The sequence below is a fragment of the Caballeronia sp. DA-9 genome (assembly GCF_051615025.1).
Lineage (GTDB): Bacteria > Pseudomonadota > Gammaproteobacteria > Burkholderiales > Burkholderiaceae > Caballeronia > Caballeronia sordidicola.
Genome location: NZ_CP195133.1, coordinates 455,370 through 481,635, shown reverse-complemented (window position 1 = coordinate 481,635; position 26,266 = coordinate 455,370). Strand labels below are relative to the sequence as shown.

The following is a 26,266-nucleotide window of genomic DNA, read 5'->3' as shown; positions in this document are numbered from 1 at the left end:
TTTAGCGCGGCACTTCCTTAAGGTCGTCGTCGCTGCTGGGTGCAGCAAGGTGAGCCACGTCGCCCCATGACACGACCTTCGCCTGGCCGTTCTCAAAGTCCACAATGTTGATGCTCGTGTTCAGCAGCAGCCAGTTACGCGGCGCCTCCAGCGGGATTTCGCGGGCAAATCGATAAATACAGTCAAGCACGCCGCCATGTGCAACGCACGCAATGCGTCCACCCGGATGCGCGGCCACGATCGGTTCAATTGCGTTCAGCACGCGCCGCGAAAATTCCCGCTGAGACTCTCCGCCAGGAGGCGTGAAGTCGGGGTCGTGACTTTGCCAAACCGCATGTTCGGCAGGAAATCTGGCGAGGATTTCGGCGCTGTCGCAACCTTGAAAGTCACCGTACCAACGTTCGCGCAAACCTTTGTTCAGCTTCAGCGATAAACCAAGCGCATCGGCAAAGGGCTTGGCCGTTTGCCGCGCTCGCTGAAGGTCACTGGAATACACAGCGTCAAGGCGCGCTCCGGTTTGCGACTCCTGCAGCAGGCGTTGAGCGAGTTGCCCGGCCTGAGCAACCCCGCTCGCGGCAAGCGGAATATCAATATGTCCCTGAATCCGCTTGATGCGGTTCCAGTCAGTCTCGCCGTGCCTGATAAATAGGACTTGCGTGGTCATCGGGATTCCAAAGGATGCGTCGGAGCTAGTCAGCGCAAAGAGTGAACTCAGGCGCGCACCTGCAGCCAGAACGTGACTGGCCCGTCGTTGACCAGAGACACTTGCATGTCAGCGCCGAATTCACCCGTTTCGACAATCGGATGCGCGGCGCGCGCCTGTGAGACAAAATAGTCGAAGAGCCTTCGGCCTTCTTCCGGTGGCGCTGCGGGCGTGAAGCTTGGCCGCAAGCCGCTGGATGTATCGGCGGCGAGCGTGAATTGCGATACCAGCAACACGCCGCCGGCACGCCCGGTTCCGTCGACGTCACTTACGGGCAGATTCATCTTGCCCGCTGAGTCGCTGAAAATCCGGTACGCCAGCATCTTTGCCAGCAGCTTGTCGGCCAACGCCGGCGTGTCGCCTCGTTCGGCGCATACAAGCGCCAGCAGGCCTGCGTCGATTGCCCCTGTCACACGGCCGCCCACGCGAACATCGGCGCGCAGGACGCGCTGGATGAGCGCAATCACGTGCTCAAGCCGTCAGCGTGACGCGCGCGAAGCGGCGCTTGCCCACTTGCACGACAAACTCACCGGCGTCGATTTTCAGGCCTTTGTCCGACACGGTCGCGCCGTCGATCTTCACCCCACCTTGTTCGATATTGCGCAGCGCTTCGCTTGTCGATGGAACCAGTCCCGCCTGCTTCAGCAGTTGTCCAACCGCGAGCGGCGCGCCGCTCAGCGTCACCGATGCAATCTCGTCCGGCACCCCGCCCTTCGCACGGTGATTGAAGTCTTCGAGCGCACGCTCGGCATCCGCCGGCGAGTGGAACCGCGAGACGATTTCCTGCCCAAGCAGCACCTTGAAATCGCGCGGATTACGCCCGCCTTCAGCCTCGCTCTTGAATCGCGCGATCTCGTCCATGCTTCTGAACGACAGCAGTTCGAAATAGCGCCACATGAGCGTGTCGGAAATGCTCATGAGCTTGCCGAACATGTCAGTAGGCTTCTCGCTGATACCGATGTAGTTGTGCTTCGACTTCGACATCTTTTCAACGCCATCCAGCCCTTCAAGCAGCGGCATGGTCAAAATGCATTGCTGTTCCTGGCCGTACTGCTTTTGCAACTCGCGTCCGACCAGCAGGTTGAACTTCTGGTCCGTGCCGCCGAGTTCCAGATCCGCGTTCAACGCCACCGAGTCATATCCCTGCATGAGCGGATAGAGCAACTCATGAATTGAAATGGGCATGCCGCCCTGATAACGCTTGGTGAAATCCTCACGCTCTAGAATGCGCGCCACGGTATAACGTGACGCCAACTTGATCATGCCGTCGGCGCCAAGCGGCATCGACCATTCGCTGTTGTAGCGAATCTCGGTCTTCTCGCGGTCCAGGACCAGCGCGGCCTGTTCGAAATAGGTCTTGGCGTTGGATTCGATCTGTTCACGCGTGAGCGGCGGACGCGTGGCGTTACGCCCCGACGGATCGCCAATAAGCGACGTGAAATCGCCGATCAAAAAAATGACCGTGTGACCGAGGTCCTGCAACTGGCGCATCTTGTTCAGCACGACCGTATGGCCGATGTGAATGTCCGGCGCGGTCGGGTCGAGGCCAAGCTTGATACGCAGCGGCTTGCCGCTCAAGGCGCTGCGCGCGAGTTTCTGCGCGAACTCCGATTCAATGAGCAGTTCGTCGCAACCCCGTTTGGCGATGGCAAGCGCAGCCTGCACTTCGTCGGTAAGGGGTAAGGTTTTCGCAGCCGAAGCCGGAGAGTCGTTCGGTTCTGTGGTCATGCCTGCAACTTTTCGGGTGATTTATTCGGGATGCGGGCTTACGCGCATCGGGCAATGGTCGCGGCGCCCGGGCCCTTGCCTGCGGTCGGCAAGCTCGGGAATCAGCGCGGCTTTCGCTTGGTTCAGGCATCGGATTTTACGTTATGTCGTGCGCCTTCGCCCCGTTTTCCCCTTTGCGTTAGCCATTCGGCCATGTTTTGGGGCCCGCGTCCGCCAATCTCGCGCATAAAACATGGCCGAATGGCTAACGTCCCGGCGAACGGCTTAACGGGCCGCTTTGATGTGTGGATAATCCATCCATGGCGGCCATTTTGACCGCAGAGGAGTCAAGCGTTGATTGCCCGAGCGGCTCACGCGACAACTCGCATCGAAAAGGAGAGGCAACGTGGCGCGACGTACCGAGGCAGTGGCAACAGATGGCGCAGCGAACGGCGTGTACTTCGGGCTGATGTCAGGCACGAGCATGGACGGCGTGGACGGTGTCGCGGTGCAATTTACGGCTGGCCAGCCGCCTGTGGTGCTGGGCGAGGCGCATGTGGGGTTCTCGGAAGGGCTGCGTGAAGCGCTTTTCGCGCTTCAGGCTCCCGGCGAGAACGAACTCGAACGTGAAGCGCTGGTAGCAAATGCGCTGGCTACGCGTTACGCGGTCTGCTGTCACGAACTCGCGAGCATGAGCGGTCAGTCGGCCGCGAAAGTCCGCGCGATCGGCGTCCACGGGCAGACGGTACGGCATCGCCCGGAAAAGGGTTACACGCGGCAAATCAACAATCCGGCGTTACTGGCCGAGATGACGAACATTGACATAGTCGCGGACTTTCGCAGTCGCGACGTCGCGGCTGGCGGGCAGGGTGCACCACTCGTTCCCGCATTTCACGCGACTATTTTTGGTTCGAAAAATGAAACGCGCGTCGTGTGCAACCTGGGCGGCATCAGCAATATCACCGTTCTTTCGGCGGATGGCGGAGTATATGGATTCGATTGCGGACCGGCCAATGCGCTGCTCGACGAATGGGCGTACCGCCATCTGAATCGTCCCTTCGACGAAGGCGGCCATTTCGCATCGCAAGGACAAGTGCATCGACCGCTGCTGAATGCCTTGCTCGACGAACCGTTCTTCGAGCAGCGGCCGCCGAAAAGCACTGGGCGCGATCTCTTCAACCCCGCATGGCTCGATGCCAAACTCGTCGGATTCGAGCAGGTGTCGCCTGCCGACGTACAGGCAACGCTCGTTTCCCTGACGGCAATCACCATTGCACGTGAAATCGAACGGCATGCATCCGATTGTCGTGCGGTCTACGTCTGCGGCGGTGGTGCACGCAATCCGGTACTTATGAATGCAATCCAGCAAGCGCTCGCCGAGACCGGCGTTTCCGGCGTTCCTGTCATGACCACAGACGCACTCGGTGTTCCGCCACAGCAGGTCGAAGCGCTGGCGTTCGCATGGTTGGCAATGCGGTGCATGGCGCGTGAAGCCGGGAATGTGGCGGCAGTCACGGGTGCCGCGGGTGAACGCGTTCTAGGGGCGATTTATCCGCGCTGAGTTGGAAAAAAGGCATCACGAATGGCGCCATCGGCTTTGGCTGTAAAAACAAAACGGAGCCCGAAGGCTCCGTTTCACCATGACATCTGACCGCGTATTCCGATCGAAATCAGGCCGAGAAAGACGATCCACAACCACACGTGCTGGTTGCATTTGGATTCTTGATCACGAATTGCGCGCCGTTCAGGTCGTCCTTGTAATCGATCTCTGCGCCAACAAGGTACTGATAGCTCATTGAATCGATCAAAAGTTGCACGCCGGCCTTGTCCATGACGGTGTCGTCTTCGTTGATGGCCTCGTCGAACGTAAAGCCATACTGGAAGCCCGAACAGCCGCCGCCTTGCACGAACACGCGCAGCTTCAGCTCCGGATTGCCTTCTTCGTCGATCAGTTGCTTGACCTTGTCAGCGGCTGCGTCCGTGAAGACGAACGGCAACGGCATTTCGGTCGTGGGGGTGTCGGTGACAGCGTTCATTCGAACTCTCCAAAAAAGCTTCTAGTGCCTATTGTAGGGCTGATCTCAATATCGTGCTGGAAGCCCATGTAATCAATAGGCTATCGTGCCACACTATCTCGATTTCACTATCGGCAGGTTGGAGCCATGAAGTTCGAACAATATGCTGCGCAAACGAAAAAAGCCGCCAGCGCATACACGCAGGCAGCTTTTTGAGCGATTTCGCCGCAATAGCAGCGAAACGGCCAGACAGCTTAACGCTTCGAGAATTGTTTCCGGCGACGTGCCTTGTGGAAACCAACCTTCTTACGTTCAACTTCACGGGCATCGCGGGTAACGAAGCCTGCTTGCGACAGCGTGGGCTTGAGCGTTGCGTCGTAGTCCATCAGCGCGCGCGTGATGCCATGGCGAACTGCACCCGCCTGCCCCGTTTCACCGCCGCCGTTCACGTTGACCTTGATGTCGAACGTGGTGGCGTGGCTCGTCAGTTCGAGCGGCTGGCGCACGATCATCAGCGACGTTTCGCGCGAGAAATAATCAGCAATGGGCTTGCCATTGACAATGATCTCGCCCGTACCGGACTTGATGAACACGCGGGCAACGGCGCTCTTGCGGCGGCCCGTACCGTAATTCCAATTACCGATCATATGGGCTCCCTTTAGATCTCGAGCGCTTTAGGCTGTTGAGCCGTATGCGGATGCGTTGCGCCAGCGTAGACCTTGAGCTTCTTGATCATAGCGTAGCCGAGCGGACCTTTCGGCAACATGCCCTTAACGGCTTTCTCGAACGCGCGGCCCGGGAAGCGTTCTTGCATCTTGTTGAACGTCGTTTCGTAGATGCCGCCCGGATAGCCCGAGTGACGGTAGTACTTCTTGTCAGTACCCTTGTTGCCCGTGACGCGCAACTTGCTGGCGTTGATGATGACGATGAAATCGCCAGTGTCGACGTGCGGGGTGAACTCGGGTTTGTGCTTGCCGCGAAGTCGGGCGGCCACTTCACTGGCGACACGTCCGAGAACCTTATCCGTCGCGTCAATCACGTACCATTCACGCGTCACCTCATGGGCTTTTGCGGAAAACGTCTTCATGATCGATCCAAAAAATAATTCTGCCCTGCTTTGTCCCGCTTGTATGTTCGTGCGCATCGAGGCGCGTGCGGGCTCTCCCTGGTTCTCGTCCGCGGGCATGGTGCGGATAGAGAACTTTGAATTATAAGGGAAATTTCAAGCCGAAGTCAAAACAACGAAATACGGCCGACGAACAAGCCGAAAATGTCGTCGGCCTAAGCGCGTTTTCTGGTTTCCTGTGCTCCCGCGGCCAACACAAGCGTAGAAATGCAGGCGAAAAAAAGCCCGAGCCTTGGGCTCGGGCTGAATCCACCTAGGAGGAGGTGGAGGAGACAGGAGGAAGTATATGAACTGGGTTTGTGCAAAGCAAGTAAATTTGCATTGTGAGATTGAATTTCATAATGCAAAATAATGAAATTAACGTATCAACCCGTAATTTTCTTTTAAAATCAATTGCTTGATTCGAATATGCAAGTGATGATTCGCGTAGACGACTTACAATACACCCTATCAAAAGTAGGGAAATCCCCTGATTTATCTGCCAGATCGCACCGCAGCACCTGCGCTCGAACGACGAAAAGGAAACGCCAGCGTCAATTCCCACAATCGGCTAAAACGCTACAATCGGCACGAATAGATGCGTGCCGTACGGCACTGGAGTTTTCTCATGGAATGCAAAGTCAGCTGGATGGGACAAGATGGAATGGCGTTCGCTGCGGAAACGGGCAGCGGACATCTGGTGACAATGGACGGTGCGCCCGAGGGCGGCGGCCGTAACCTGTCGCCGCGTCCCATGGAAATGGTCTTGCTTGGCACGGGCGGCTGCACCGCGTATGACGTGGTGATGATCCTGAAGAAGAGCCGGCAGGAAGTGGTCGGTTGCTCGGTTTCGCTCAAGGCCGAGCGCGCAAGCGAGGACCCGAAAATCTTCACCAAGATCCATTTTCATTTTACGGTGACAGGTAAGAACCTGAATCCGACGACCGTTGAGCGCGCGATCACACTTTCGCACGACAAATACTGTTCGGCGTCGATCATGCTTGCCAAAACGGCCGAACTGACGCATTCGTTCGATATTGTCGCGAGCTGAAAAAGCGCGGAAACAACGGAAAAAGCCGGCGTCGCTCTGACGCCGGCTTTCCTTTTTAAATAGTCACAAAGCAGGCCGATAAGCCGGATTCTGTGCGCCCGCAACGCCCGAAAGTGTCACGCGCGTGGCAGCCATTCCTCTAGTCGCGCCATTGCTGACGCGCTCAAGCTCCCTACCCGCAGACGAGACGGAGGCACCGTCCTGCATCTCGAAGATGCGCGCCTGCCTACTTGGAATTGCTCCGGGTGGAGGTTACCGTGCCGGTCTGCCTTGCAGCAGCCGCGGTGCGCTCTTACCGCACCGTTTCACCCTTACCTGATCCCCGGACTTGCGTCCGGGGCCATCGGCGGTTTGCTTTCTGTTGCCCTGTTCCGCGTGTCGCCACGGATGGCCGTTAGCCATCACCCTGCCTGTTGGAGTCCGGACTTTCCTCGCCCTCCCCGGCCGAAACCGGATCAGCCGCGACTGCCTGGCCTGCTTTGCGGCATCGATTTTAACATGCGCCAACCGCGCTCATTGCGCCTATCAAGCCCGCAAACGGCGGCCCGCACGGAATACCCGGGGGTCATCGTAAAAAGAATGCGCTTCGTTTTCCGGCCACCATCCGGGAACGCCCAGCACGGGCAGCGGCGTGAAGCATCGGCTGGAGATGGCTTCGGTTTTGAGGCGCTCCGATACTTCTCGGTCCAGAATGGCGCGGCGTTCGGTATCGGCGGCGAGAAAATACGCCGGCTCGACTTCGACGATCCACGCGTGCCCCGTGCACGCCTTGTATGGCGCGATCAGTTTTTCCAGCAGCGCATGGCCGAAAATCCGCGCTTCGCACGCGCGCCCCCATGCCGTCCGATGTCCGATAAACACCGCCCGCCAATCGAAAGCGCGCAGCGCCGCCGCGAGCGCCGGGTCAGCGCAGGCGAGCAACACCGCGTTTTCATCGAAAAGTGTCAGAGCGTCGCGAGCGGCACCGCGTATTGGACCGATGCCCAGCGCATCGATTTCCGCGGCCTGGCGCGCGTTCAGCGCCGCCTTGATGCGCGGATACTGGAACCACATCGCGCCGTTGAAGAAATCGTGCAGGTTATGGCGCGTCGGCACGCAGCCGGTCGCCGCAATATGTCCTTCATACGACGCTCCCGCCGGCAGCTGGTCCTGCGCAATAAAGGACAGCGGCTTGTCGCGCCCGGTCACGCGAGGTTCGGTGCGCGCGTCGGCGTTCAGCGTGCTGAGATAGGCTGGATAACTTTCGAGCGCTGCTTTCTGCCAGCGTTGACCGCGATGGGCCAACGGCGAAAGCCACGCGCGTGACCAGTCGATGTCATCGAATCCCGGCATCGCGCGGGAACCGGACGGTTGCTCCAATGGATTTGCCGGACTGAACATTCAACAAACTCCACAGCCATAAGCGCGGTTCGCCTTAAACCAGCCGCCAGCCTATGGATTCACCACCGCCCAGCGGAACGATTTCGTGGTCGCCGGCCATGAATTCGGCGGGCAACGTCCATTGCTCGCGTTGCAGCGTGATTTGCTCGATAGCGCGCGGCAGGCCATAAAAATCCGCGCCGTGAAAACTCGCAAAACCTTCGAGCTTGTCGAGCGCGCCGGCTTGATCGAAGGCCTGGGCGTACAACTCGAGCGCGTGCAGCGCCGTGTAGCAGCCCGCGCAACCGCAAGCGTGCTCCTTCAACCCCTTCGCGTGCGGCGCGCTGTCCGTGCCAAGAAAGAATCGCGGATTCCCGGAAGTAGCCGCTGCCAGCAACGCCAGGCGATGCGTCTCGCGCTTCAACACCGGCAAGCAGTAGTAATGCGGCCGGATCCCCCCAACAAACAGCGCATTGCGGTTGTACAGCAGATGATGCGCGGTCAGCGTGGCGCCGGTCGGGCCGTCGGCGTCGCGGACATAATCAGCGGCGTCCTTGGTCGTGATGTGCTCGAACACCACCTTCAGCGCCGGGAAATCGCGACGCAACGGCGTCATTACGCGATCGATAAACACTTTCTCCCGATCGAACATATCGATAGCCGGGTCAGTCACCTCGCCATGCACCAGAAGCGGCAAATCATGCTCCTGCATCGCTTCGAGCGTTTTTGCGCACTTTGCAATGCTGGTCACGCCGGCATCGGAATTCGTCGTTGCACCTGCCGGATAAAGCTTCACGCCGTGGACAAAACCGCTTTCACGCGCGCGGCGGATTTCGTCGGGCGGGGTGTTGTCGGTGAGATAAAGCGTCATCAGCGGTTCGAACCGCGCGCCTGGACCGTCCTTTGGCAACGCGGCGAGAATCCGTCCGCGATACGCCGCCGCCATTTCGGTTGTCGTGACCGGCGGGCGCAGGTTCGGCATGATGATCGCGCGGCCGAACTGGCGCGCGGTGTGCGGCAGGACGGCGGCGAGCACGGCGCCGTCACGCACATGCAAATGCCAGTCATCGGGACGGGCAAGGGTCACGGAATGAGCGGAATCACCGGAAGCGGCGGGCAACGCAGACGAAGAGGAAGCAGAAGCGGACATTGGCGTAATGACGATGGAATAATCGGATGACCAAAACGGGATCGGGCTCGCGGCAACCACGTGACTTTCTTGATGAACCGCTCAAACCGGTAACTTTGCCTCGCCGCCGGCGCCCGCACCGTGGAAAATCAACAACGATGCCGCCAGCGGCCCGACGCTGCGATTTTTTGGCAGTTTCGTCGGTGCTATGCTTTGGATACTCGTATTGTAACGGGTAGCTCCATTCACCTAGTCTGCAGCCTCAGCAATGTGCCAACTTCTCGGAATGAACTGCGCGGAACCCACGGACGTGACTTTTTCGTTCACCGGGTTCGCGGCGCGCGGCGGCGTGACCGACCATCACGCGGACGGCTGGGGCATTGCATTTTTCGAAGACAAGGCGTGCCGGCTGTTCATCGACCATCAGTCGTCGGCGAGTTCTCCGCTCGCCGAGATGGTGAAACGTTATCCGATCAAGTCCAAGAATACGATCGCGCATATCCGCAAGGCCACGCAAGGGCACATCCTGCTTGAAAACTGCCATCCGTTCATGCGTGAACTGTGGGGCCGGCACTGGATTTTTGCGCACAATGGCGACCTGCAGGATTACAAGCCCTGTCTGAACGGACAGTATCAGCCGGTCGGCACAACGGACAGTGAACTCGCGTTCTGCGCATTGCTGCAAGGACTGCGCCGCGAATTTCCCGGCTGCCAGCCGCCGCTCGAAGAACTCTTTGCCGCGCTCGAAAAGCTGACGGGCGACATCACGCAATTCGGCGTGTTCAACTTCCTGATGTCGAATGGACAGGCGCTGTTCTCGCATTGCTCGACGCATTTGTACTATCTGGTGCGAAGCTGGCCGTTCTCGACCGCGCATTTGATCGACGCCGACATGTCGATCGATTTTGCGAAATACACCACTCCGGAGGACCGCGTGGCGGTCATCGCAACGTCACCGCTGACCGACGACGAAATCTGGACCCGCTTCGAACCGGGCGATCTCGCGTTGTTCCAGCATGGCGCGTTGCTGAAAACGGTCAACGTACCGGTGCCGGCTGACGTGGCGGAGAAAGCGCGCGAACCGTTGTGCAAGGTGTGCGTTGAATCGGTGCTGCGCACCGACGCCATCGAGACGACTGCCGACATGGAGACCGAACTCGGCATTGAATAGCATTACGCGTTGAGAATAACCTGCATTCACGCTCGTTCCACTCATAGGGAGCACATGCCATGTCAGGAAAGTTCGTCATCGACAAAGCCCGCAACGGCCAGTTCTATTTCAATCTGCGCGCCGCCAACGGCGAGTCCATCCTCAAAAGCGAAATGTATGTCACGCGGGCTTCCGCGGAACACGGCATTGCGTCGGTCAAGGCCAATGCGTTGATCGAGGAACGTTACGAGCGCAAGACCGATAAAAGCGGCGCGCCGTACTTCAACCTGAAAGCGGGAAATCATGAAATCATTGGCGTGAGCGAGGCGTATAGCAGCGCGTCGGCTCGCGATGCCGGAATCGAATCCGTGAAGAAAAACGCTGCGGACGCGGTGACGCAGGACAACACGAAAGCGCACGAATAAAAAGGCCGTTCCAACATGAGTTGAGAACGGCCTTTCGCCATGCGCGCATGCGCCGGAGCCTGAGAAGGCTCCGGCGCATGCGGATTTTCAATGCAGGATCTTCGCCAAAAAGTCCTTGGCCCGATCCGATCTCGGATTTTCGAAGAACGCTTCCTTCTTGTCGTCTTCGACAATCAGTCCGCGATCCATGAAGATCACCCGATGCGCCACCTTCTTCGCAAAGCCCATTTCGTGCGTCACGCACATCATGGTCATGCCTTCCTGCGCGAGTTCGACCATCACGTCGAGCACTTCGTTGATCATTTCCGGGTCGAGCGCGGACGTGGGTTCGTCGAAGAGCATGGCGATCGGATCCATCGATAATGCCCGCGCAATCGCCACACGCTGCTGCTGACCGCCCGACAACTGGCCGGGGAATTTATCGGCATGAGCGGCAAGGCCCACGCGATCGAGCAGCTTCAAACCCTTCGCCGTCGCTTCATCCTTCGAACGCCCAAGCACCTTGATCTGCGCCAGCGTCAAATTCTGCACGATCGACAAATGCGGAAACAGCTCGAAGTGCTGGAACACCATTCCGACCTTCGCACGCAGCTTCGACAGATTGGTTTTCTTGTCGCCGATCGATTGACCGTTGATGCTGATCTCGCCCTTCTGAAACGGCTCGAGTCCGTTCACGGTCTTGATCAGCGTCGACTTGCCCGAACCCGAAGGTCCGCACACCACCACCACTTCGCCCTTTTTGACTTCCGTCGTGCAATCGGTGAGCACTTGGAACGGGCCATACCACTTCGAAACATTCTTGAGTGAGATCATCGAGCGACCTTTTTCTGAAGACTTTTGACCAGACCGGATGCGGCCAGGCACACCACGAAATAACAGGCGCCGGCGAACAACACCATTTCGACGGTCGTGCCGTCGCGGTCACCCACGTTCGTCGCCGTGCGGAAAAAATCCGCCAGGCTGATCACGTACACAAGCGACGTATCCTGGAACAACACGATCGCCTGCGTGAGCAAAAGCGGCACCATTGCGCGAAACGCCTGCGGCAGGATGATGAGTTTCATCGACTGCATGTAGGTCATGCCGAGCGCGAATGCCGCATTCACCTGACCGCGCGACACCGCCTGAATGCCCGCGCGAATGATCTCCGAATAGTACGCAGCCTCGAAAAGCGAGAACGCGACCATGGCGGAAGCCAGGCGAATATCGACTTCCGCCGACAAACCCAGCACATTTTGCAGGAATTGCGGCACGATCAAAAAGAACCACAGCAAAACCATGACGAGCGGTATTGAGCGAAACAGCGTGACGTAGCCTTTCGCGAACCATTCGAGCGGCTTGATGCCCGAAAGACGCAGCAACGCGAGCACCGTGCCCCACAAGATGCCGACCACCAGCGCGAGCAGCGTGATCTTGAAGGTGATGATCGCGCCGGTCCAAAGTGTAGGCAGCGAACTGATGACGCTGCTCCAGTTGAAATGATGCATTACTTGCCTCCAATGTAGCCGGGCAGCCGGGTCTTCGCTTCCACCCAGCGCATCAGTTGCATGACGACCAGATTGATCAGCATGTAGGCAAGCGTCACGGCAATGAACGACTCATAAGATTGCGCGGTGTAATCGACGAGTTGGCGTGCCTGCGCCGACAGTTCAAGCAAGCCGATGGTGGACGCCACCGCCGAGTTCTTGAACACGTTCAGAAACTCGGACGTCAATGGCGGCACGATGATCCGGTAAGCAACCGGCATCAAGACGTACCGATACGTCTGCCATTCGGTGAAGCCCATTGCGAGGCCCGCTGCTCGCTGTCCGCGCGGCAACGTGGCAATGCCCGAACGCACTTGCTCGCACACGCGAGCACCCGTGAACAGCCCGAGACACACAATGGATGAGGTATAGAATTGCACGTTGGGCGGCAGTTGCTTGAACCAGTTGCCGATGGACGGCGGTAGCAATTCGGGTATGACGAGATACCAGATGAAGAACTGTACGAGCAGCGGAATATTGCGAAAGATCGCGACATACACCGTGCCGATGCCAGCGAGCTTGCGATTGGGCACCGTGCGCAGAATGCCGAACAGCGAACCCACGACGAGCGCCACGACCCATGAAGCAAGCGACACGGTCACGGTCACCCAGAAACCGGAAATAAGCCAGCCGAGATACGTGGTTGGCTCGCCGGTCGAGACGGGGCTTAGAAAAACGCCCCAGTTCCAGTGGTAGGACATGGACTCCCTCCAAAAGAAAACGGAAGAAGCAGCGCTCCTTCCGTTTCCATCAATCCAGACGTGATCGAGATTAGTCGATAGCCTTGTCGTTCGGGCTCTTGAAAAGCGCCTTCATGTCGTCGCTTTCCGGGAAGTTCAGGTTCAAGCCCTTCGGCGGAATCGGGCTTTCGAACCACTTCTTGTAGATCTTGTCGCCTTCGCCCGAAGTTTCTACCTTGGCGATGGCGTCATCGACCACCTTCTTGAACTCCGGATCGTTCTTGCGCAGCATGCAGCCATACGCTTCACGCGATTGCGGCGTACCGACAATCACGAAGTCGCCCGGGTTGCTCGACTTCGCGCGTTCGCCGGCCAGCAACGCGTCGTCCATCATGAAGGCAACGGCGCGTCCCGTCGACAGCGTCAAAAACGAATCGCCGTGATCTTTCGCGCTGATGATGTTCATGCCCATGTTCTTGTCCTGGTTCATCTTGCGAAGCAGGCGCTCGGACGTGGTGCCCGCGGTCGTCACGACCGTCTTGCCCTTCAGGTCGGCGAAATCCTTGATCCCCGAATCCTTCTTGGTCATCAGGCGCGTGCTGATCACGAAGATGGTGTTGGAGAACGCGACTTGTTGCTGACGTTCAAGGTTGTTCGTGGTCGAGCCGCACTCCAGGTCGATCTGGTTACCCGTCACGAGCAGCAGGCGGTTTTGCGACGTCACCGACTTCTGCTGAATCTTCAGGTTCGGCATGTTGAGCTTTTCCTTGACGGCGTCGACCACCTTCAAGGCAAACTCGTAGGAATAACCGATGACTTGCTGCTTGTCGTCGTAATACGAAAACGGAATCGACGATTCACGGAAACCCAGGTAGATATTTCCGGAATCCTTGATCTTCTTGAGCGTATCGTTGTTCTGGGCTTGTGCACCTGAGGCGAAAACACCCAGTGCTGCGAGAAGCAGTGCGGCTTTTTTAAACTTCATGGTTTTGATCTCCTTGAAAACGGGGCAATTTTAGCAGGGTAATAAATTTGAAAGAATGAATGTTGTCCACACTTGCTAATTTTGAGACACCCGCTGTACGCCTTGCGCAGCGCGCACTTTAACGACTTTTCCGCCGTTTTGCTTTGTCTCTTTTATTCTTTTTCGTCTTACGCGAAAAACCCGGCGCGTCGTTCAGGACGTCACCGGGCATTCGGAGTTTTATTGCACTAGCAAGGCTTCATGAAAGCCGCCGCTCGCAAACGTTCTCAGCCGCCGAAATCATGGATAAAGACCGCGCATTTCACGTGCTTGAAGAATCCGGGTACACGCCACAATAAATGCCGCCGTGCGTACGGATACGTTGTGCTCGCTTGCAACAGTCCACACCGCCGCGAACGCTTCGCGCATCACGCGTTCGAGACGCTGGTTGATTTCGTCCTCGGTCCAGAAGAAGCTCGAGAAATCCTGAACCCATTCGAAGTACGAAACCGTCACACCGCCCGCGTTCGCCACCACGTCGGGGATCACGAGAATGCCTTTGTCGTGGAGTATGTCGTCGGCGGCGGTCGTGGTCGGGCCGTTTGCGCCTTCGACCACGATCTTCGTGCGGATCTTCGGCGCATTTTCTTCCGTGATCTGGCCTTCGAGCGCGGCTGGAATCAGGATGTCGCTTTCGATGGTCCAGAATTCGTCCTTGCCGATCACATCCGCGCCTTCAAAACCGCTGACGCCGCCATGTTTCGCCACGTGATCGAAAAGCGCGACTGCGTCGATACCCGACGATTTGTAGAGCGAACCGGTGTGGTCCTGCACCGCCACCACTTTCGCGCCGGCCTCCTGGAACAGACGCGCCGCGATCCCGCCGACGTTACCAAAACCCTGCACGGCGACCCGCGCGCCTTCGATGTCAAAGCCAATCCGCCGCGCCGCTTCCGCGCCGACCACGAACACGCCACGTCCCGTGGCTTCCTTGCGGCCGAGCGAACCACCGAGCGAAATCGGCTTGCCGGTCACCACGCCCGTTGCCGTCTGGCCCTGGTTCATGGAGTACGTGTCCATCATCCACGCCATGATCTGCTCGTTCGTGTTGACGTCCGGCGCGGGGATATCCTGATTCGGCCCGATGATGATGCCAATCTCACTCGTGTAACGACGGGTCAGGCGTTCGAGTTCGCCACGCGACAGCGTGCGCGGATCGACGCGAATACCGCCTTTCGCGCCGCCGTACGGCACGTTCACTGCCGCGTTCTTAACAGACATCCACGCCGACAGCGCCATTACTTCGGAGAGCGTCACGTCCTGGTGATATCGGACGCCGCCTTTGCCCGGTCCACGCGACATGTTGTGTTGCACCCGATAGCCTTCGAAGTGCGTGACCGTGCCGTTATCGAGTTCGATGGGGCAATCGACAATCAGGATGCGCTTCGGGCGCTTGAGGGTTTCGATCCAGCGCGACAGCGAGCCAAGATACGGCGCGACGCGATCGACTTGCTGAAGATAGTTGCCCCAGGGGCCGAGATGGGAGGAATCGAGATAGGACGGAATGGCATGCTGAACAGCGGCGACAGGAAGGTGTTCTTGTTGCGGCGAAGACATTGAAGCTCCAACGTTGTGTGGAATAACTTCATTGTCGAAAATTCGCTTATTGAAATCCAATGCCGTTTCATCATTGCGTCATGTTTTTCTTGCATAACGCCTGAAACCCTTATGGAGACTGGGTTTCGGTTGACCGCGCGATCTCCTCGCCGACCGCCTCCCAGAGATTGCGCATCAGCGCCTGGCGCGGATCGTCGCCCTTTGACGCCATCTTGTCACGATACAAACGGATCTCCATGGTCAGCGTGAACTGACCCGCCGGCGTGCCGCGCGTTCCCCGGTCGAGGCGGATCAACAGGCCTTCGTCGACTTCATTGGCGACCGCGCTGTGCGGCAGGAACGCCACGCCGTGGCCCGCGAGTGTCATGGCCTTGAGGCCTTCGGCCATGTCGGTTTCGTAGACCTTCTCAAGATAAAGCCGGGCCGGCGATGTGGCGATGATCACCTCCGTCATGCGCCCAAGGTATGCGTTAGGCGTGTACGAGAGATAGGGGATGAGCGCATCGGCGGCGCCGGGCAATATATGGCGCGCCCGCCCACCTTTGTTCACCGATGAAAACGGGCTGATCAATTCGGTGCCGAGCGTCAGCATGTCGTAGCGCGCGGGATCGAGTGCAACGGGGTGGCTCGGATGGTGATAGCCCATCACCAGATCGCATCCGCCTTCCACCAGCGACAAAACCGCGTCATGCACATTGAGCGCGCGCAGGCGGGTGTTGATGCGCCCCAGCCGCGCTTCGATGTGCTGCAGCCATCGTGGGAAATAGGTCAGCGAAAGCGTGTGAGGCACCGCGAAGTCGATGGTCGCGTCGGGCACGCCAGTCTGCCCGCGCAAGAGCGTGCGCGCCTCGTGAAACTGCGAGAGCATTGCGAGCGCCTGTTCGTAAAAGACCTGGCCGGCTTGCGTGAGGCGCGTCGGATACACCGAGCGGTCGATCAGATCCGTGCCGAGCCACGCTTCCAGCGCCTGGATGCGGCGCGAGAACGCCGGTTGCGTGATATGCCGCAGTTCAGCCGACCGGCTGAAACTGCGCGTCTCCGCGAGAGAGACGAAATCTTCGAGCCATTTCAGTTCCATGCGGCGCCTTCGGGCTGGTTGGGGTGCGTCGTGGACGCATCGGCATTTTACCGTCGCACCTGAAGCGCCCGCACCATTGTCACGCTGGCCGCACACGGCCGGTGCTGCGCCGCGAGTTTCTTACCTGCCGATAATCATGGGCATGGCTAAGGAACGTACCGGAAGCTATCAGGTAGGATCTGCGACGTTCGGTGCGCTAGCGGTGATTGCGTCTGGCTCTGTGCTTGCGTTGCGTATTCAGTGGCTGCGATGCGGCTCGCCTTCATGCGCGCACCGCTTCCGCCGAATCAGCCGGTTCCGCCGCCCTCTGCTGCTGCAACGCCCACATCTGCGAGAAAAGGCCACCAGCGCGCACCAGTTCCGCGTGCGTGCCGCGCTCCACAATCCGTCCGTGATCCATCACGATGATCTGCTGCGCGTGCACGACCGTCGATAACCGGTGCGCAATGATGAGCGTCGTGCGCTCCCGCGCAATCAGATCGAGTTCGTGCTGGATCGCGCGCTCGGATTTCGAATCGAGGGCGGAGGTGGCTTCGTCGAAGATCAGAATCGGCGGGTTCTTCAACACGGTCCGCGCAATCGCCACGCGCTGCTTTTCCCCGCCCGACAGCTTCAATCCGCGCTCGCCGACCGGTGTTTCGTAGCCCGCCGGCAAACTCTCGATGAAGTCGTGAATATGCGCCGCGCGCGCGGCCGCGATCACTTCGTCGCGGGAAGCGGAAGGACGGCCATACGCAATGTTGTAGTAGATCGAATCATTGAAGAGCACTGTATCCTGCGGCACGATGCCAATCGCCGCGCGCAGCGAATCCTGCGTGATGTCGCGAATATCCTGGCCATCCAGCAGGATCCGTCCGCCTTGCTCGCGGTCGAGATCGTAGAAGCGGAAAAGCAGACGGCCCAGCGTGGACTTGCCCGAACCACTGTGGCCGACGACCGCCGTCGTGGTGCCGGCTGGAATGGTGAAGTCGATGTCATGCAGGATCGGCCGCGAGCTTTCATAGGAAAAGCTCACCTTCTCGAAGCGCACTTGCGCGCCGGTGACGGAAAGCGGCAACGCGTCCGGCGCATCGGGCACTTCGCGTCCGGCGCCGAGCAGCGTGAACATGCGGTCCATGTCGGTGAGACTTTGCTTGAGTTCGCGATACACCACGCCCAAAAAATTCAGCGGAATATACAACTGCAGCATGAAGGTATTGATCAGCACCAGATCCCCGAGCGTAAGACGTCCTGCAATCACGCCTTGCGTCGCGCGCCATAAAATAAACACCAGTCCGGTGCCAATAATGAATTGCTGCCCGAAGTTAAGCACCGACAAGGACCGCTGCGAACGAATCGCCGCCGCGCGATAACGCAGCAGATTTTCGTCGTAGCGCTGCGCTTCCCATTCTTCATTGCCGAAATACTTCACTGTTTCGTAGTTCAGCAACGAATCGATGGCGCGCGAATTCGCCTTTGAATCCAGATCGTTCATCGTGCGCCGGAAATGCGTGCGCCATTCGGTGAGCTTGATGGTGAAGACCACGTAAGTCACGAGCGCGATCAATGTGACGACGGCGTAATACGCTTCGTATTTCGTGACGAAAAATCCAAGCACCAGGCCAACTTCAACCAGCGTGGGCAGAATGCTGTAGAGCGAATATGAAACGAGTTGCTGAATGCCGCGCGTGCCGCGTTCAATATCGCGCGACATGCCGCCGGTTTGACGTTCGAGATGAAACCGCAGCGACAACGAATGCAGATGCCGGAACACTTTCAGCGCGAGTTGGCGCACCGCGCTTTCCGTGACTTTGGCGAAGAGGATTTCGCGCAGTTCGGTGAAAAGCGACGTCGACAACCTCACGACTGCATATGCCACCACGAGCAATCCCACGCCGCTCACAAGGATGATCGCCGCCGAATCCTGCGCACGTCCAAGCGCGGTCAGATGCTGAATGGAACTGAGGCTGTCGATGACCTTCTTCATCACGATAGGCACGCCCAGATTCGCCACCTTCGCGCCGATCAAGCACGTCAATGCGAACGCAACGCGCCATTTGTACGTGGTGAGATACGGCAGCAACGAGCGGATCGTCTGCCAGTCGTTGCGCGGACCTTGGACAAGTGGAACAGGTTCGGAGGGTGAATTGCGGCGCATGAATTCAAGGTCTGCAGAAGTCCACGTCGCCTCGCGAAACAAAACGAAACGACGTCGGACACACGATGTATCGCGGGCGGGCGCCCGTCTCAAAATGCGGGCTTTCCCGTACAATTCGATGCTTACCAACGCCACGGCCAAGTGCACAACGCCTGGCCAGAACGCGCCAAAAGCCGGCTAAACGAATCAAGATCGTTCAAGCGCGGGGCAACATCGTTTAATCCTGCATTGTCGCAGAAGGCGCAACGGCGCGCTTACAGCCGGACTGTAGACCGCCGGATCACTCTCATGGAACTCAAGCTCGTGACCAACTCACTGCAACTCCCGAACAAGCCGGTCGCGCTGCGCGTAGTACCGCAACCGTCCGATGCCAATGTCCACGGCGACGTCTTCGGCGGCTGGATCATGGCGCAGGTGGACATCGCGGGATCGATTCCGGCGAGCCGGCGTGCGAACGGACGCGTGGCGACCATTTCCGTCAATTCGTTCGTGTTCAAGCAGCCTGTGTTCGTCGGCGATCTGCTGAGCTTTTATACGGATATTGTGAAGACGGGCAACACGTCGGTGACCGTATCCGTCGAGGTCTACGCGCAGCGCATGAGCCTCACGCAAGACGTGGTGAAAGTGACCGACGCCACGCTGACCTACGTGGCGACCGACAGCGACCGCCGTCCGCGTGCTCTGCCCGCCTTGGACTGACCGGGTTCGCCGGCTTCGCCGTTACCAGTGGCTGACCAGCCGGTTTCCCGGTTACTGAGCAAAAGCGCCGGGATATCCTCGGCTGGCAGCGGCTGCGAGAAGAAAAAGCCCTGCATTTCGTCGCAATCGCGGGCAATCAGGAAGTCGAGTTGCGCCGCCGTCTCCACGCCCTCGGCGATCACCTGCAATTCGAGCGAATGAGCAAGCGCGATGATTGCTGACGTGATCGTCTCATTGCCGCTTGGCGTGCCAATATCCGCAACAAACGAGCGATCGATCTTGAGCCGGTGCACCGGAAAACGCTTGAGATAAGCAAGGCTCGAATATCCGGTACCGAAGTCATCGATGGCAATTCCGACGCCAAGCGCCGCCAGTTCCGACAAGGTCGTCACTGCTTCGTCGGCGTTGTGCATGATCGCGCTTTCGGTCAGTTCGAGTTCCAGGAACTGCGGCTCGAGCCCGGTCTCCGTCAGCACGGAAGTCACCAGTTCGCGAATATCGCGCTGCTGGAACTGCCGCGCCGACAAATTCACCGACATCCGCGCGCCCGGCAGCCCTTCGTCTTGCCACGCCTTGTTCTGCCGGCACGCTTCGCGCAATACCCATTCGGACAAAGGTCCAATCAATCCGCACTCCTCGGCAACCGGAATGAACGAAGTCGGCGACACAAGTCCGAACTCCGGGTCCATCCAGCGCACGAGCGCCTCCATGCCGACCACTTCACCCGTCGCGAGGTCGACCTGCGGCTGGTAGTGCAGCAGGAACTCGCCGTCGCGCAACGCGCGCCGCAAACGCCGCTCGACGTTCATCCGCGCACCCACGCTCGCGTTCATTTCCGGCTGATAGAACTGGTAGGTGTTGCGCCCCATGTCCTTCGCGCGATACATCGCGAGATCGGCTTTGGTGAGCACGGTTTCCGCGTCCGCGCCATCCTGCGGAAACAGGCTCGCGCCCATGCTGCAGCCCACGTACAGTTCCACGCCGTCGAGCCATACGGGGTCCGAAATCGCGCTCCGCACACGCTCCATCCAGCCGATCAGCGCGCTTTCGCACGCCATGTCGGGCAGCACGGCCACGAACTCGTCGCCACCGTGACGCGCGATGGTGTCGCCTGGACGGCCGCATCGCGCAAGCCGCTCGGCGACGACCGAAAGCAACCGGTCGCCAACGCTGTGGCCGAGACTGTCGTTGACGTTCTTGAAGCCATCCAGATCGACGAAAACCACCGCGAGCGTGGTGTCGCCCGCGCGCGCCCGGTCGATTGCATCCTGCAGCCGGTCGCGCAACAGATTGCGGTTGGGCAAGCGCGTGAGCGCGTCGTAGTTCGCCTGATATTCGAGTTGTTCCTGATAACGGATCACTTCGGTGACATCGTTGATGACGCCGACATGATGGGTCGTCGCCCCGTTCGAATCGGGCACGGGCGCGACCAGCAGCTGATTCCAGAACAACACGCCGTCCTTGCGGTAGTTGCGCAGCACCGCGCTCACTTCGCGGTTCGCGGCGAGCCCTTCGCGGATTGCGTTGAGTCCTTCCTGGTCGAGGTCATCGCGTTGCAGGAAACGGCAATCCCGGCCCACGATTTCCGCCGGGTCATAACCCGTAATGCGCTTGAATGCCGGATTCGCATATTCGATCACGTTGCCTTTGGCCGTGGTCGCGGTAATCAGCACGGCATTCACGCAGGCATCGAGCGCCCGGCCTTGCAGGCGCAGCGCCAGTTCCGCCCGCTTGCGGCGGGTTGTGTCGTCGTACGTGCCCAACACGCCGATAATCCGCCCCGCTCCGTCCAGCAGCGGCAGCTTGCTCGTCACCGAAGTGTGCAATTTCTCGCCATGGTAAAGATCGCGCTCCTGGTTCATCACCGGCAGCCCGGTCGCGACAACAAGCCTGTCCTCCGTGCGAAGCGTTTCCCCAACGGCGGCCCACGGCAGCATGCAATCAGTCATGCCGACGATCTCTTCCTTGCTGGCGAGGCCGGCATCGCGCGCGAACGCCGAGTTGCATCCCAGATAGCGCGACTCTAGATCCTTCCAGAAAATCCGCTGCGGAATATTGTCGATGAGCGATTCCAGCATCTGCTTCGAGCGCCGCGCTTCGGTCTCCGCGTTGATCCGGTCGGTGACATCGTTCGCCAGCATGAAAATGCCCGGCTGCCCCGAATATGTCAGCGAGTGCGAAGAGATATCGGCGCTGACCTCGGCGCCATCGCGCCGCTTGTGGCGCCACACGCCTGCGGAATGCTGGCTGCCCGGATGATCCCCGGCGCTGCGTGCAAGCAATGTAACGAAGTCGAGGAAATCGTTGTCGGCGTGAAGATCGCGCACCGTCATGGACAGGAATTCGAGCTCGTTGTAGCCATAGTGCGCGAGCGCCGCCGGATTTACCGCGACGAATCGATACGTATCGGCGTCGACAATCCACATGGGCACCGGATGCGCGTCGAAGAGATCGCGAAAACGCTCGTTGCTGCGTTGCATGGCCCGCGCGACACGCAGCTTGTCATGCGCCGAACGCTCATGGCTCGCGAAGGTGTACATGAGCGCCGCGCCGCCCGCGAGCATGGACACGATCAACAGGAACACCGCGCGGCTCGATGCACGGGCAGAATCGTTGAGCGTGGCCGCAAGCGAATCGGCTTCCCGCGCACGCAATTGCGCCAGTTCCACGTCTAGCGCTTCCTGGTCTTCACTCAAGCGCACGAACGCGGCGCGCGCCCAGTCTCGTGGCGCGCCCGGCGGGTCGGCGGCGGCGCGCTCGAACGCCGAATGCGCGTCGCGCTTGGCAATGCGCGCGTTTTCCGCGAGTGCATCGAAGGCGTGCTTCATGCCGGGCTCGAATGCGAACTGCGCGCGCAGCCCGCTTTCCAGCGCGTTTACATGCGATTCGGCATCTTCACGGGAATCGGGGTTGAGTACGCCGGTCGCTTCATATCGTCCGATTTCGGGAAGGCTGTCGCCGAGCGCGCTTCGATACGCGTCGAGGTCGCGCATCAGGCTAAGCGAGCGGCGGGTGCGAACATCGGCATCACCTTGCAGGCCGATCTGCTCGTACGCGACGAACGCATTCGCGCCCATCGCCACGAGGACGACCGCGATGTTGACCAGCAGGCGGCGCGAAAAGAGTGATTTCATGATTCCGATAACCGTCCAGCGCGCGCTGGACGGATTGGGCGCGATTCATCGCATCGAATACGGGTTATCGGCAGGAAATCGCGGGAATTTAGAGTAAGCGCTTAGTCGAATGCGCGCGGCGTGCCTGGCTGGCGAGCGCCGCGCGCGTTCGAGCGCTTTGCGGGCGAGCTAATCGGCCAGGCCGAACTCCCGCATGGCGGGGACAAAATCGTGATTCACTTCGGCCTTGCGCGACAACTTTGCGAGCGCGTAGCGCTGGAAGGCCGAAAGTCCGGACCACAGGCCTAGGCTCGGCGAACCGATACCGCACAGGCTGCTCTGGCGGATCACGCTTTCGGGCACCACGTCGGTATGGGCCCAGATTGGGTCGCTGTCGGGCGTGAATGTCTCGGGCTTCGAATCGGCGTGCGTGCGCAGCATTTCGGCAATCGCCTGATCGAACGCGGGTTCTATGGCGGCGTCGTCCTCCACCGGAAAGCGCGCAAGCAGTTCGCGGTCGCTGTGCGGCAATCTGCGCCATTCATCGAGGGAAATGCGCTGGCCGAAGCGATCCAGATTAAAACGCACGACGAGCGGAATGAAGCTCAGATTCTCAGTCGACTCCAGTTCGAATCCGAACAGGCGCGGAGCGTCGTAAAGTGCCATGGCGGGTGCCTCGTGGGCAAGAAGGTCAAGGGAAGCGAGTGAGGCCGCTGTAGGTTATCGTAGGGCCTTGAACGGCTTGTAGTGTGTCTGTTGCACCATAAAGCAGCAAGCGTTATGCCCAGATTTCTCTTATAAATTCTTATAGGCAGCGGCTAAAACGCGACATCGTAAGCCATTAGCAAGAGAATCCGATCATGAACGACACAGACATCGACGACCAGCCCGGCTATGTGAAACGCCATGTGAGGCGTCACAGACTCGGCGAAATCCGCGAGACCGCCGACGATGTCGGCCAGGAATGGCCCGTCGCGCTGGTCTACAACGGCATTTCCCACGCGGTGATGATGTGTACGCCGCGCGATCTGGAAGCCTTTGCGGTGGGGTTTTCGCTGACCGAAGGAATCGTGGAGCGCGGCAGCGACATTCACGACATCGAGGTATTTTTCCACGATGCTGGCGACACCTTGCCGCATGCTGAAGTGCATCTGCAGGTCGTGCAGCAGGCGTTTGTTGCGTTGAAGGAAAAACGCCGGGCGCTGGCCGGGCGCACGGGCTGCGGCGTGTGCGGGATCGAGAGTATCGATCTGCTCGACTTGCAGCCGGAACGCGTGCCGGATACCGGCTTCCTGAGCCGTCTGGCCAGCGACGCCATTGCCCATGCCGCGCGCGAATTGCCGGCGCATCAGCAACTATCGAAGCTGACCGGCGGCTTGCATGCAGCCGCCTGGTGCGACGAAACCGGCGCCGTCAAATACGCGTTCGAGGATGTGGGACGCCACAACGCGCTGGACAAGCTGATAGGCCATCTCGTGCTGCAACGTGTGGATACCACGCAAGGCTTCGTGTTTTTGTCGAGCCGGGCAAGTTACGAACTCGTGCGCAAGTCGGCGCGCGTGGGCGTGCCCATGCTCGTGACCATCTCCGCGCCGACCTCGCTGGCGATTTCCATCGCAGAAAAAGCGGGGCTGCGGCTGGTGAGCTTTGCCCGCGAGAACGGCTTCGTGGAATACGGGCACGCGCAAGGCGCGTGATTCAGGCGCGCGTGGACGTCTCAGCAAGCGCCACGCGCAGGTTGCGGTTCAATTGAAGCGGCTGAAATCCGGCTTGCGTTTCTCGAAAAACGCGGTAAACGCTTCCTTCGCTTCCGGCGATGTCAGCATGCTGGCGAAATGCCCTGCCTCGTTAGCCATTTGTGCGCTGACTTCATCGGCCTCGCCGCTTTTCATCAATGCCTTCGTCGCCTTCAGCGACGCAGGCGGCAACGCGGCAAGTTTCTTCGCCTGCCTGAACGCGAAGTCGCCCACTTCTTCCGCCGATAAAATCCGGTTCACGATGCCCATGTTCACGGCTTCGTTTGCATCGAAGGATTCGCCGAGCAGCAGCTTTTCAGCCGCCCGCTGATAACCGGCAATGCGCGGCAAAAGCAGGCTCGACGCCGCCTCCGGGCACAGTCCGAGCTGCACGAAGGGCAACGCGAACTTGGCCGTAGACGCCGCGTAGACCAGATCGCAATGCAGCAACATGGTCGTACCGATACCCACGGCTCCGCCGTTCACAGCCGCCACCACTGGTTTCTGCGCAGTGCTGATGCGCCGCAGGAACTGGAACACCGGTGCGTCCGGCTTGGCGGGCGGCGCCTTCATGAAGTCCTCGAGATCGTTGCCCGCGCTGAATGTATCGCCCACGGCGCGAATCAGCACCGCGCGCACTGAAGGATCGTTTTCGGCATCGAAGAAAGCGTCCGCCATGGTCTGGTACATCTCGGCGGTCAGCGCGTTTTTGCGCGCCGGACGATTGATCGTGATGCAAAGCACGTTGTCGGCGTGTTCCGTGATGATGTCCATGTCTCGTCTCCTGAATGGAAAACGGCTCGCGAACCGGAAGGCGCGCGAACCGTCGTTATGCCTTGAGGATAAGCGCCTACATCCGTTCGATAATGCCCGCCGCGCCCATGCCCGTTCTCACGCACATGGTCACCATGCCGTACTTGAGGTTGCGCCGGCGCAAGCCGTGCACCACCGTTGCGGCACGGATCGCGCCCGTCGCGCCGAGCGGATGGCCGAGCGCAATCGCGCCGCCAAGCGGATTGATCTTCGACGGATCGAGTCCCAAGTCCTGGATCACTGCGAGCGATTGCGCCGCGAACGCTTCGTTGAGTTCGATCCAGTCGATATCGTCCTGTGTCAGGCCGGCCGCCTTCAGCGCGACGGGAATCGCTTCCTTCGGCCCGATGCCCATGATTTCCGGCGGCACGCCACGCACCGCGAAACTCACGAAACGCGCAAGCGGCGTCAGGTTGAACTGCTTCAGAATCTTCTCGCTGACCACGATCAACGCGCCCGCGCCGTCGGACGTCTGCGAGCTGTTGCCCGCCGTGACCGAACCCTTCGCGGCGAAGACCGGCCGCAATCTGGCAAGCCCTTCCATGGTCGTGTCCTGACGCGGACCTTCGTCGTTCCTGATCTCGCGAGCGTTGACGCGAATCTCGCCGGTCGCCAGATCCGGGAGACGTTCGTTCAGCGTGAACGCGGCGATTTCATCGTTGAATTCGCCGGTGCGCTGCGCTTCCAGTGCACGCCGATGCGATTCCACCGAAAACGCGTCCTGCGCTTCGCGGCTGATCTTCCAGCGCTCGGCGACGCGCTCGGCCGTCAGACCCATGCCGTAAGCAATGCCGACGTTTTCATCGCGATCGAAGATATGTGGCGACAGCGACGGCTTGTTGCCCATCATGGGCACCATGCTCATCGACTCGCATCCGCCTGCGATCATTACGTCAGATTCACCCACGCGAATGCGGTCGGCGGCCATTGCCAAAGCGGTTACGCCCGATGCGCAGAACCGGTTGACCGTCACGCCGCCGACCGTATTCGGCAAGCCAGCCAGCAATGCGCCGATCCGCGCCACGTTCAGCCCTTGCTCGCCTTCGGGAATCGCGCAGCCGATGATCGCGTCTTCGATCAGCCTGGTATCCAGCCCGGGCACTTGCGTGACGGCGGAACGGATGGCGTGAACCAGCAATTCGTCCGGCCGTGTGTTCTTGAAGATGCCGCGCGGCGCCTTGCCGATAGGCGTCCGGCTCGCGGCGACAATGTATGCATCCTGCACTTGTTTGCTCATTTGCAACTCCGGTCCCATGCAA

General features: G+C 59.6%; 25 protein-coding genes and 1 other RNA gene. 6 read left to right on the top strand and 20 right to left on the bottom strand.

From position 1 onward, the window contains the following. Window position 1 precedes the first annotated feature (1 nt). From ACRWA7_RS18420 to tyrS, 3 genes are read right to left on the bottom strand one after another with little or no spacing between them, the layout of a single operon-like run. Window positions 2–664, bottom strand: a complete 663-nt coding sequence (locus tag ACRWA7_RS18420; protein ID WP_438395354.1) for a histidine phosphatase family protein — start codon at window positions 662–664, stop codon at window positions 2–4. Window positions 665–711: 47 nt separating this feature from the next. Beyond that, the gene (dtd, locus tag ACRWA7_RS18415; protein WP_438395352.1) at window positions 712–1,170 is read right to left on the bottom strand and encodes a D-aminoacyl-tRNA deacylase; all 459 of its coding nucleotides are present in this window, start codon (window positions 1,168–1,170) and stop codon (window positions 712–714) included. A 4-nt stretch (window positions 1,171–1,174) separates the two neighbouring features. Beyond that, window positions 1,175–2,431 carry a tyrosine--tRNA ligase gene (tyrS, locus tag ACRWA7_RS18410; RefSeq protein ID WP_438395350.1) on the bottom strand — a complete coding sequence of 419 codons (1,257 nt, stop codon included), beginning with the start codon at window positions 2,429–2,431 and terminating at the stop codon, window positions 1,175–1,177. A gap of 385 nt (window positions 2,432–2,816) precedes the next feature. Between tyrS and ACRWA7_RS18405 the strand changes: the two genes are divergently transcribed. Beyond that, complete coding sequence (locus ACRWA7_RS18405) at window positions 2,817–3,971, top strand: anhydro-N-acetylmuramic acid kinase (RefSeq protein WP_438395349.1); 1,155 nt, start codon at window positions 2,817–2,819, stop codon at window positions 3,969–3,971. A gap of 109 nt (window positions 3,972–4,080) precedes the next feature. On the opposite strand, the gene erpA is transcribed toward ACRWA7_RS18405, so the two are convergent. The 3 genes from erpA to rplM all read right to left on the bottom strand — a co-directional run bounded on the left by erpA (window position 4,081) and on the right by rplM (window position 5,512). Further along, window positions 4,081–4,446, bottom strand: a complete 366-nt coding sequence (erpA, locus tag ACRWA7_RS18400) for an iron-sulfur cluster insertion protein ErpA (RefSeq protein ID WP_031357523.1) — start codon at window positions 4,444–4,446, stop codon at window positions 4,081–4,083. Window positions 4,447–4,679: 233 nt separating this feature from the next. After that, the gene (rpsI, locus tag ACRWA7_RS18395; protein WP_056355701.1) at window positions 4,680–5,072 is read right to left on the bottom strand and encodes a 30S ribosomal protein S9; all 393 of its coding nucleotides are present in this window, start codon (window positions 5,070–5,072) and stop codon (window positions 4,680–4,682) included. Between the two features lie 11 nt (window positions 5,073–5,083). Beyond that, window positions 5,084–5,512, bottom strand: a complete 429-nt coding sequence (gene rplM, locus ACRWA7_RS18390) for a 50S ribosomal protein L13 (RefSeq protein ID WP_031357525.1) — start codon at window positions 5,510–5,512, stop codon at window positions 5,084–5,086. Between the two features lie 646 nt (window positions 5,513–6,158). Here rplM and ACRWA7_RS18385 point away from each other — a divergent pair. After that, window positions 6,159–6,581, top strand: a complete 423-nt coding sequence (locus ACRWA7_RS18385) for an OsmC family protein (protein WP_438395347.1) — start codon at window positions 6,159–6,161, stop codon at window positions 6,579–6,581. Window positions 6,582–6,644: 63 nt separating this feature from the next. On the opposite strand, the gene rnpB is transcribed toward ACRWA7_RS18385, so the two are convergent. The 3 genes from rnpB to pyrC form a co-directional block, all read right to left on the bottom strand. After that, window positions 6,645–7,062: RNase P RNA component class A (gene rnpB / locus ACRWA7_RS18380), an RNA gene on the bottom strand. 44 nt (window positions 7,063–7,106) lie between these two features. After that, window positions 7,107–7,961, bottom strand: a complete 855-nt coding sequence (locus tag ACRWA7_RS18375; protein WP_438395346.1) for a DUF3025 domain-containing protein — start codon at window positions 7,959–7,961, stop codon at window positions 7,107–7,109. 34 nt (window positions 7,962–7,995) lie between these two features. Next, window positions 7,996–9,090, bottom strand: a complete 1,095-nt coding sequence (gene pyrC, locus ACRWA7_RS18370) for a dihydroorotase (protein ID WP_438395345.1) — start codon at window positions 9,088–9,090, stop codon at window positions 7,996–7,998. A 247-nt stretch (window positions 9,091–9,337) separates the two neighbouring features. Here pyrC and ACRWA7_RS18365 point away from each other — a divergent pair, with 247 nt between their 5' ends. Both ACRWA7_RS18365 and ACRWA7_RS18360 read left to right on the top strand, forming a co-directional pair. Continuing rightward, window positions 9,338–10,240: a class II glutamine amidotransferase gene (locus tag ACRWA7_RS18365; protein WP_438395343.1), complete on the top strand. Its 903-nt coding sequence runs from the start codon at window positions 9,338–9,340 to the stop codon at window positions 10,238–10,240. 59 nt (window positions 10,241–10,299) lie between these two features. After that, entirely contained in the window at window positions 10,300–10,644 is a 345-nt protein-coding gene (locus ACRWA7_RS18360; protein ID WP_060817226.1) for a YegP family protein, read from the top strand. Window positions 10,645–10,731: 87 nt separating this feature from the next. On the opposite strand, the gene ACRWA7_RS18355 is transcribed toward ACRWA7_RS18360, so the two are convergent. The 7 genes from ACRWA7_RS18355 to ACRWA7_RS18325 form a co-directional block, all read right to left on the bottom strand. Then, window positions 10,732–11,457: an amino acid ABC transporter ATP-binding protein gene (locus ACRWA7_RS18355; protein ID WP_060817227.1), complete on the bottom strand. Its 726-nt coding sequence runs from the start codon at window positions 11,455–11,457 to the stop codon at window positions 10,732–10,734. Further along, window positions 11,454–12,131: a glutamate/aspartate ABC transporter permease GltK gene (gltK, locus tag ACRWA7_RS18350; RefSeq protein ID WP_060817228.1), complete on the bottom strand. Its 678-nt coding sequence runs from the start codon at window positions 12,129–12,131 to the stop codon at window positions 11,454–11,456. The genes ACRWA7_RS18355 and gltK overlap by 4 nt, the downstream gene beginning before the upstream one ends. Then, window positions 12,131–12,871, bottom strand: a complete 741-nt coding sequence (locus tag ACRWA7_RS18345) for an amino acid ABC transporter permease (protein ID WP_060817229.1) — start codon at window positions 12,869–12,871, stop codon at window positions 12,131–12,133. Before ACRWA7_RS18345 ends, gltK begins: the two co-directional genes overlap by 1 nt. Window positions 12,872–12,941: 70 nt before the next feature. Beyond that, complete coding sequence (locus ACRWA7_RS18340; RefSeq protein WP_060817230.1) at window positions 12,942–13,835, bottom strand: glutamate/aspartate ABC transporter substrate-binding protein; 894 nt, start codon at window positions 13,833–13,835, stop codon at window positions 12,942–12,944. Between the two features lie 279 nt (window positions 13,836–14,114). Beyond that, window positions 14,115–15,431, bottom strand: a complete 1,317-nt coding sequence (locus ACRWA7_RS18335; protein WP_438395341.1) for a Glu/Leu/Phe/Val family dehydrogenase — start codon at window positions 15,429–15,431, stop codon at window positions 14,115–14,117. A gap of 109 nt (window positions 15,432–15,540) precedes the next feature. Then, a complete protein-coding gene (locus tag ACRWA7_RS18330) occupies window positions 15,541–16,509 on the bottom strand; it encodes a LysR family transcriptional regulator (RefSeq protein ID WP_060817232.1) in 969 nt (322 codons plus the stop codon). A gap of 262 nt (window positions 16,510–16,771) precedes the next feature. Beyond that, the gene (locus ACRWA7_RS18325; RefSeq protein ID WP_060817740.1) at window positions 16,772–18,646 is read right to left on the bottom strand and encodes an ABCB family ABC transporter ATP-binding protein/permease; all 1,875 of its coding nucleotides are present in this window, start codon (window positions 18,644–18,646) and stop codon (window positions 16,772–16,774) included. Window positions 18,647–18,934: 288 nt separating this feature from the next. Between ACRWA7_RS18325 and ACRWA7_RS18320 the strand changes: the two genes are divergently transcribed. Then, window positions 18,935–19,345, top strand: coding sequence for an acyl-CoA thioesterase (locus ACRWA7_RS18320; RefSeq protein ID WP_099050483.1), 411 nt, complete (start codon window positions 18,935–18,937; stop codon window positions 19,343–19,345). Here ACRWA7_RS18320 and ACRWA7_RS18315 read toward each other — a convergent pair. Both ACRWA7_RS18315 and ACRWA7_RS18310 read right to left on the bottom strand, forming a co-directional pair. Then, window positions 19,291–22,479: a sensor domain-containing protein gene (locus ACRWA7_RS18315; RefSeq protein WP_438395340.1), complete on the bottom strand. Its 3,189-nt coding sequence runs from the start codon at window positions 22,477–22,479 to the stop codon at window positions 19,291–19,293. The two genes, ACRWA7_RS18320 and ACRWA7_RS18315, sit on opposite strands and share 55 nt — an antisense overlap. A gap of 168 nt (window positions 22,480–22,647) precedes the next feature. Next, entirely contained in the window at window positions 22,648–23,124 is a 477-nt protein-coding gene (locus ACRWA7_RS18310) for a nitrate reductase associated protein (protein WP_060817233.1), read from the bottom strand. A 194-nt stretch (window positions 23,125–23,318) separates the two neighbouring features. Between ACRWA7_RS18310 and fdhD the strand changes: the two genes are divergently transcribed. After that, entirely contained in the window at window positions 23,319–24,155 is an 837-nt protein-coding gene (gene fdhD, locus ACRWA7_RS18305; RefSeq protein WP_438395339.1) for a formate dehydrogenase accessory sulfurtransferase FdhD, read from the top strand. Between the two features lie 48 nt (window positions 24,156–24,203). Here fdhD and ACRWA7_RS18300 read toward each other — a convergent pair whose 3' ends face one another. Together ACRWA7_RS18300 and ACRWA7_RS18295 are read right to left on the bottom strand one after the other, a co-directional pair. Further along, window positions 24,204–24,968, bottom strand: coding sequence for an enoyl-CoA hydratase (locus ACRWA7_RS18300; RefSeq protein WP_438395338.1), 765 nt, complete (start codon window positions 24,966–24,968; stop codon window positions 24,204–24,206). Between the two features lie 76 nt (window positions 24,969–25,044). Continuing rightward, window positions 25,045–26,244 carry an acetyl-CoA C-acyltransferase gene (locus tag ACRWA7_RS18295; protein ID WP_438395336.1) on the bottom strand — a complete coding sequence of 400 codons (1,200 nt, stop codon included), beginning with the start codon at window positions 26,242–26,244 and terminating at the stop codon, window positions 25,045–25,047. Window positions 26,245–26,266: the final 22 nt, after the last annotated feature.

Excerpts from the sequence above, each read along its gene's own strand:
- fdhD (WP_438395339.1), top strand. The coding sequence starts at position 23,319 with ATGAACGACACAGACATCGACGACCAGCCCGGCTATGTGAAACGCCAT.
- ACRWA7_RS18335 (WP_438395341.1), bottom strand. The coding sequence starts at position 15,431 with ATGTCTTCGCCGCAACAAGAACACCTTCCTGTCGCCGCTGTTCAGCAT.
- ACRWA7_RS18360 (WP_060817226.1), top strand. The coding sequence starts at position 10,300 with ATGTCAGGAAAGTTCGTCATCGACAAAGCCCGCAACGGCCAGTTCTAT.
- ACRWA7_RS18325 (WP_060817740.1), bottom strand. The coding sequence starts at position 18,646 with ATGCGCCGCAATTCACCCTCCGAACCTGTTCCACTTGTCCAAGGTCCG.
- ACRWA7_RS18375 (WP_438395346.1), bottom strand. The coding sequence starts at position 7,961 with ATGTTCAGTCCGGCAAATCCATTGGAGCAACCGTCCGGTTCCCGCGCG.
- ACRWA7_RS18310 (WP_060817233.1), bottom strand. The coding sequence starts at position 23,124 with ATGGCACTTTACGACGCTCCGCGCCTGTTCGGATTCGAACTGGAGTCG.
- pyrC (WP_438395345.1), bottom strand. The coding sequence starts at position 9,090 with ATGTCCGCTTCTGCTTCCTCTTCGTCTGCGTTGCCCGCCGCTTCCGGT.
- ACRWA7_RS18365 (WP_438395343.1), top strand. The coding sequence starts at position 9,338 with ATGTGCCAACTTCTCGGAATGAACTGCGCGGAACCCACGGACGTGACT.
- ACRWA7_RS18420 (WP_438395354.1), bottom strand. The coding sequence starts at position 664 with ATGACCACGCAAGTCCTATTTATCAGGCACGGCGAGACTGACTGGAAC.
- rplM (WP_031357525.1), bottom strand. The coding sequence starts at position 5,512 with ATGAAGACGTTTTCCGCAAAAGCCCATGAGGTGACGCGTGAATGGTAC.
- ACRWA7_RS18355 (WP_060817227.1), bottom strand. The coding sequence starts at position 11,457 with ATGATCTCACTCAAGAATGTTTCGAAGTGGTATGGCCCGTTCCAAGTG.
- ACRWA7_RS18295 (WP_438395336.1), bottom strand. The coding sequence starts at position 26,244 with ATGAGCAAACAAGTGCAGGATGCATACATTGTCGCCGCGAGCCGGACG.
- ACRWA7_RS18320 (WP_099050483.1), top strand. The coding sequence starts at position 18,935 with ATGGAACTCAAGCTCGTGACCAACTCACTGCAACTCCCGAACAAGCCG.
- ACRWA7_RS18330 (WP_060817232.1), bottom strand. The coding sequence starts at position 16,509 with ATGGAACTGAAATGGCTCGAAGATTTCGTCTCTCTCGCGGAGACGCGC.
- ACRWA7_RS18340 (WP_060817230.1), bottom strand. The coding sequence starts at position 13,835 with ATGAAGTTTAAAAAAGCCGCACTGCTTCTCGCAGCACTGGGTGTTTTC.
- ACRWA7_RS18345 (WP_060817229.1), bottom strand. The coding sequence starts at position 12,871 with ATGTCCTACCACTGGAACTGGGGCGTTTTTCTAAGCCCCGTCTCGACC.
- gltK (WP_060817228.1), bottom strand. The coding sequence starts at position 12,131 with ATGCATCATTTCAACTGGAGCAGCGTCATCAGTTCGCTGCCTACACTT.
- tyrS (WP_438395350.1), bottom strand. The coding sequence starts at position 2,431 with ATGACCACAGAACCGAACGACTCTCCGGCTTCGGCTGCGAAAACCTTA.
- erpA (WP_031357523.1), bottom strand. The coding sequence starts at position 4,446 with ATGAACGCTGTCACCGACACCCCCACGACCGAAATGCCGTTGCCGTTC.
- ACRWA7_RS18385 (WP_438395347.1), top strand. The coding sequence starts at position 6,159 with ATGGAATGCAAAGTCAGCTGGATGGGACAAGATGGAATGGCGTTCGCT.
- ACRWA7_RS18315 (WP_438395340.1), bottom strand. The coding sequence starts at position 22,479 with ATGAAATCACTCTTTTCGCGCCGCCTGCTGGTCAACATCGCGGTCGTC.
- rpsI (WP_056355701.1), bottom strand. The coding sequence starts at position 5,072 with ATGATCGGTAATTGGAATTACGGTACGGGCCGCCGCAAGAGCGCCGTT.
- ACRWA7_RS18300 (WP_438395338.1), bottom strand. The coding sequence starts at position 24,968 with ATGGACATCATCACGGAACACGCCGACAACGTGCTTTGCATCACGATC.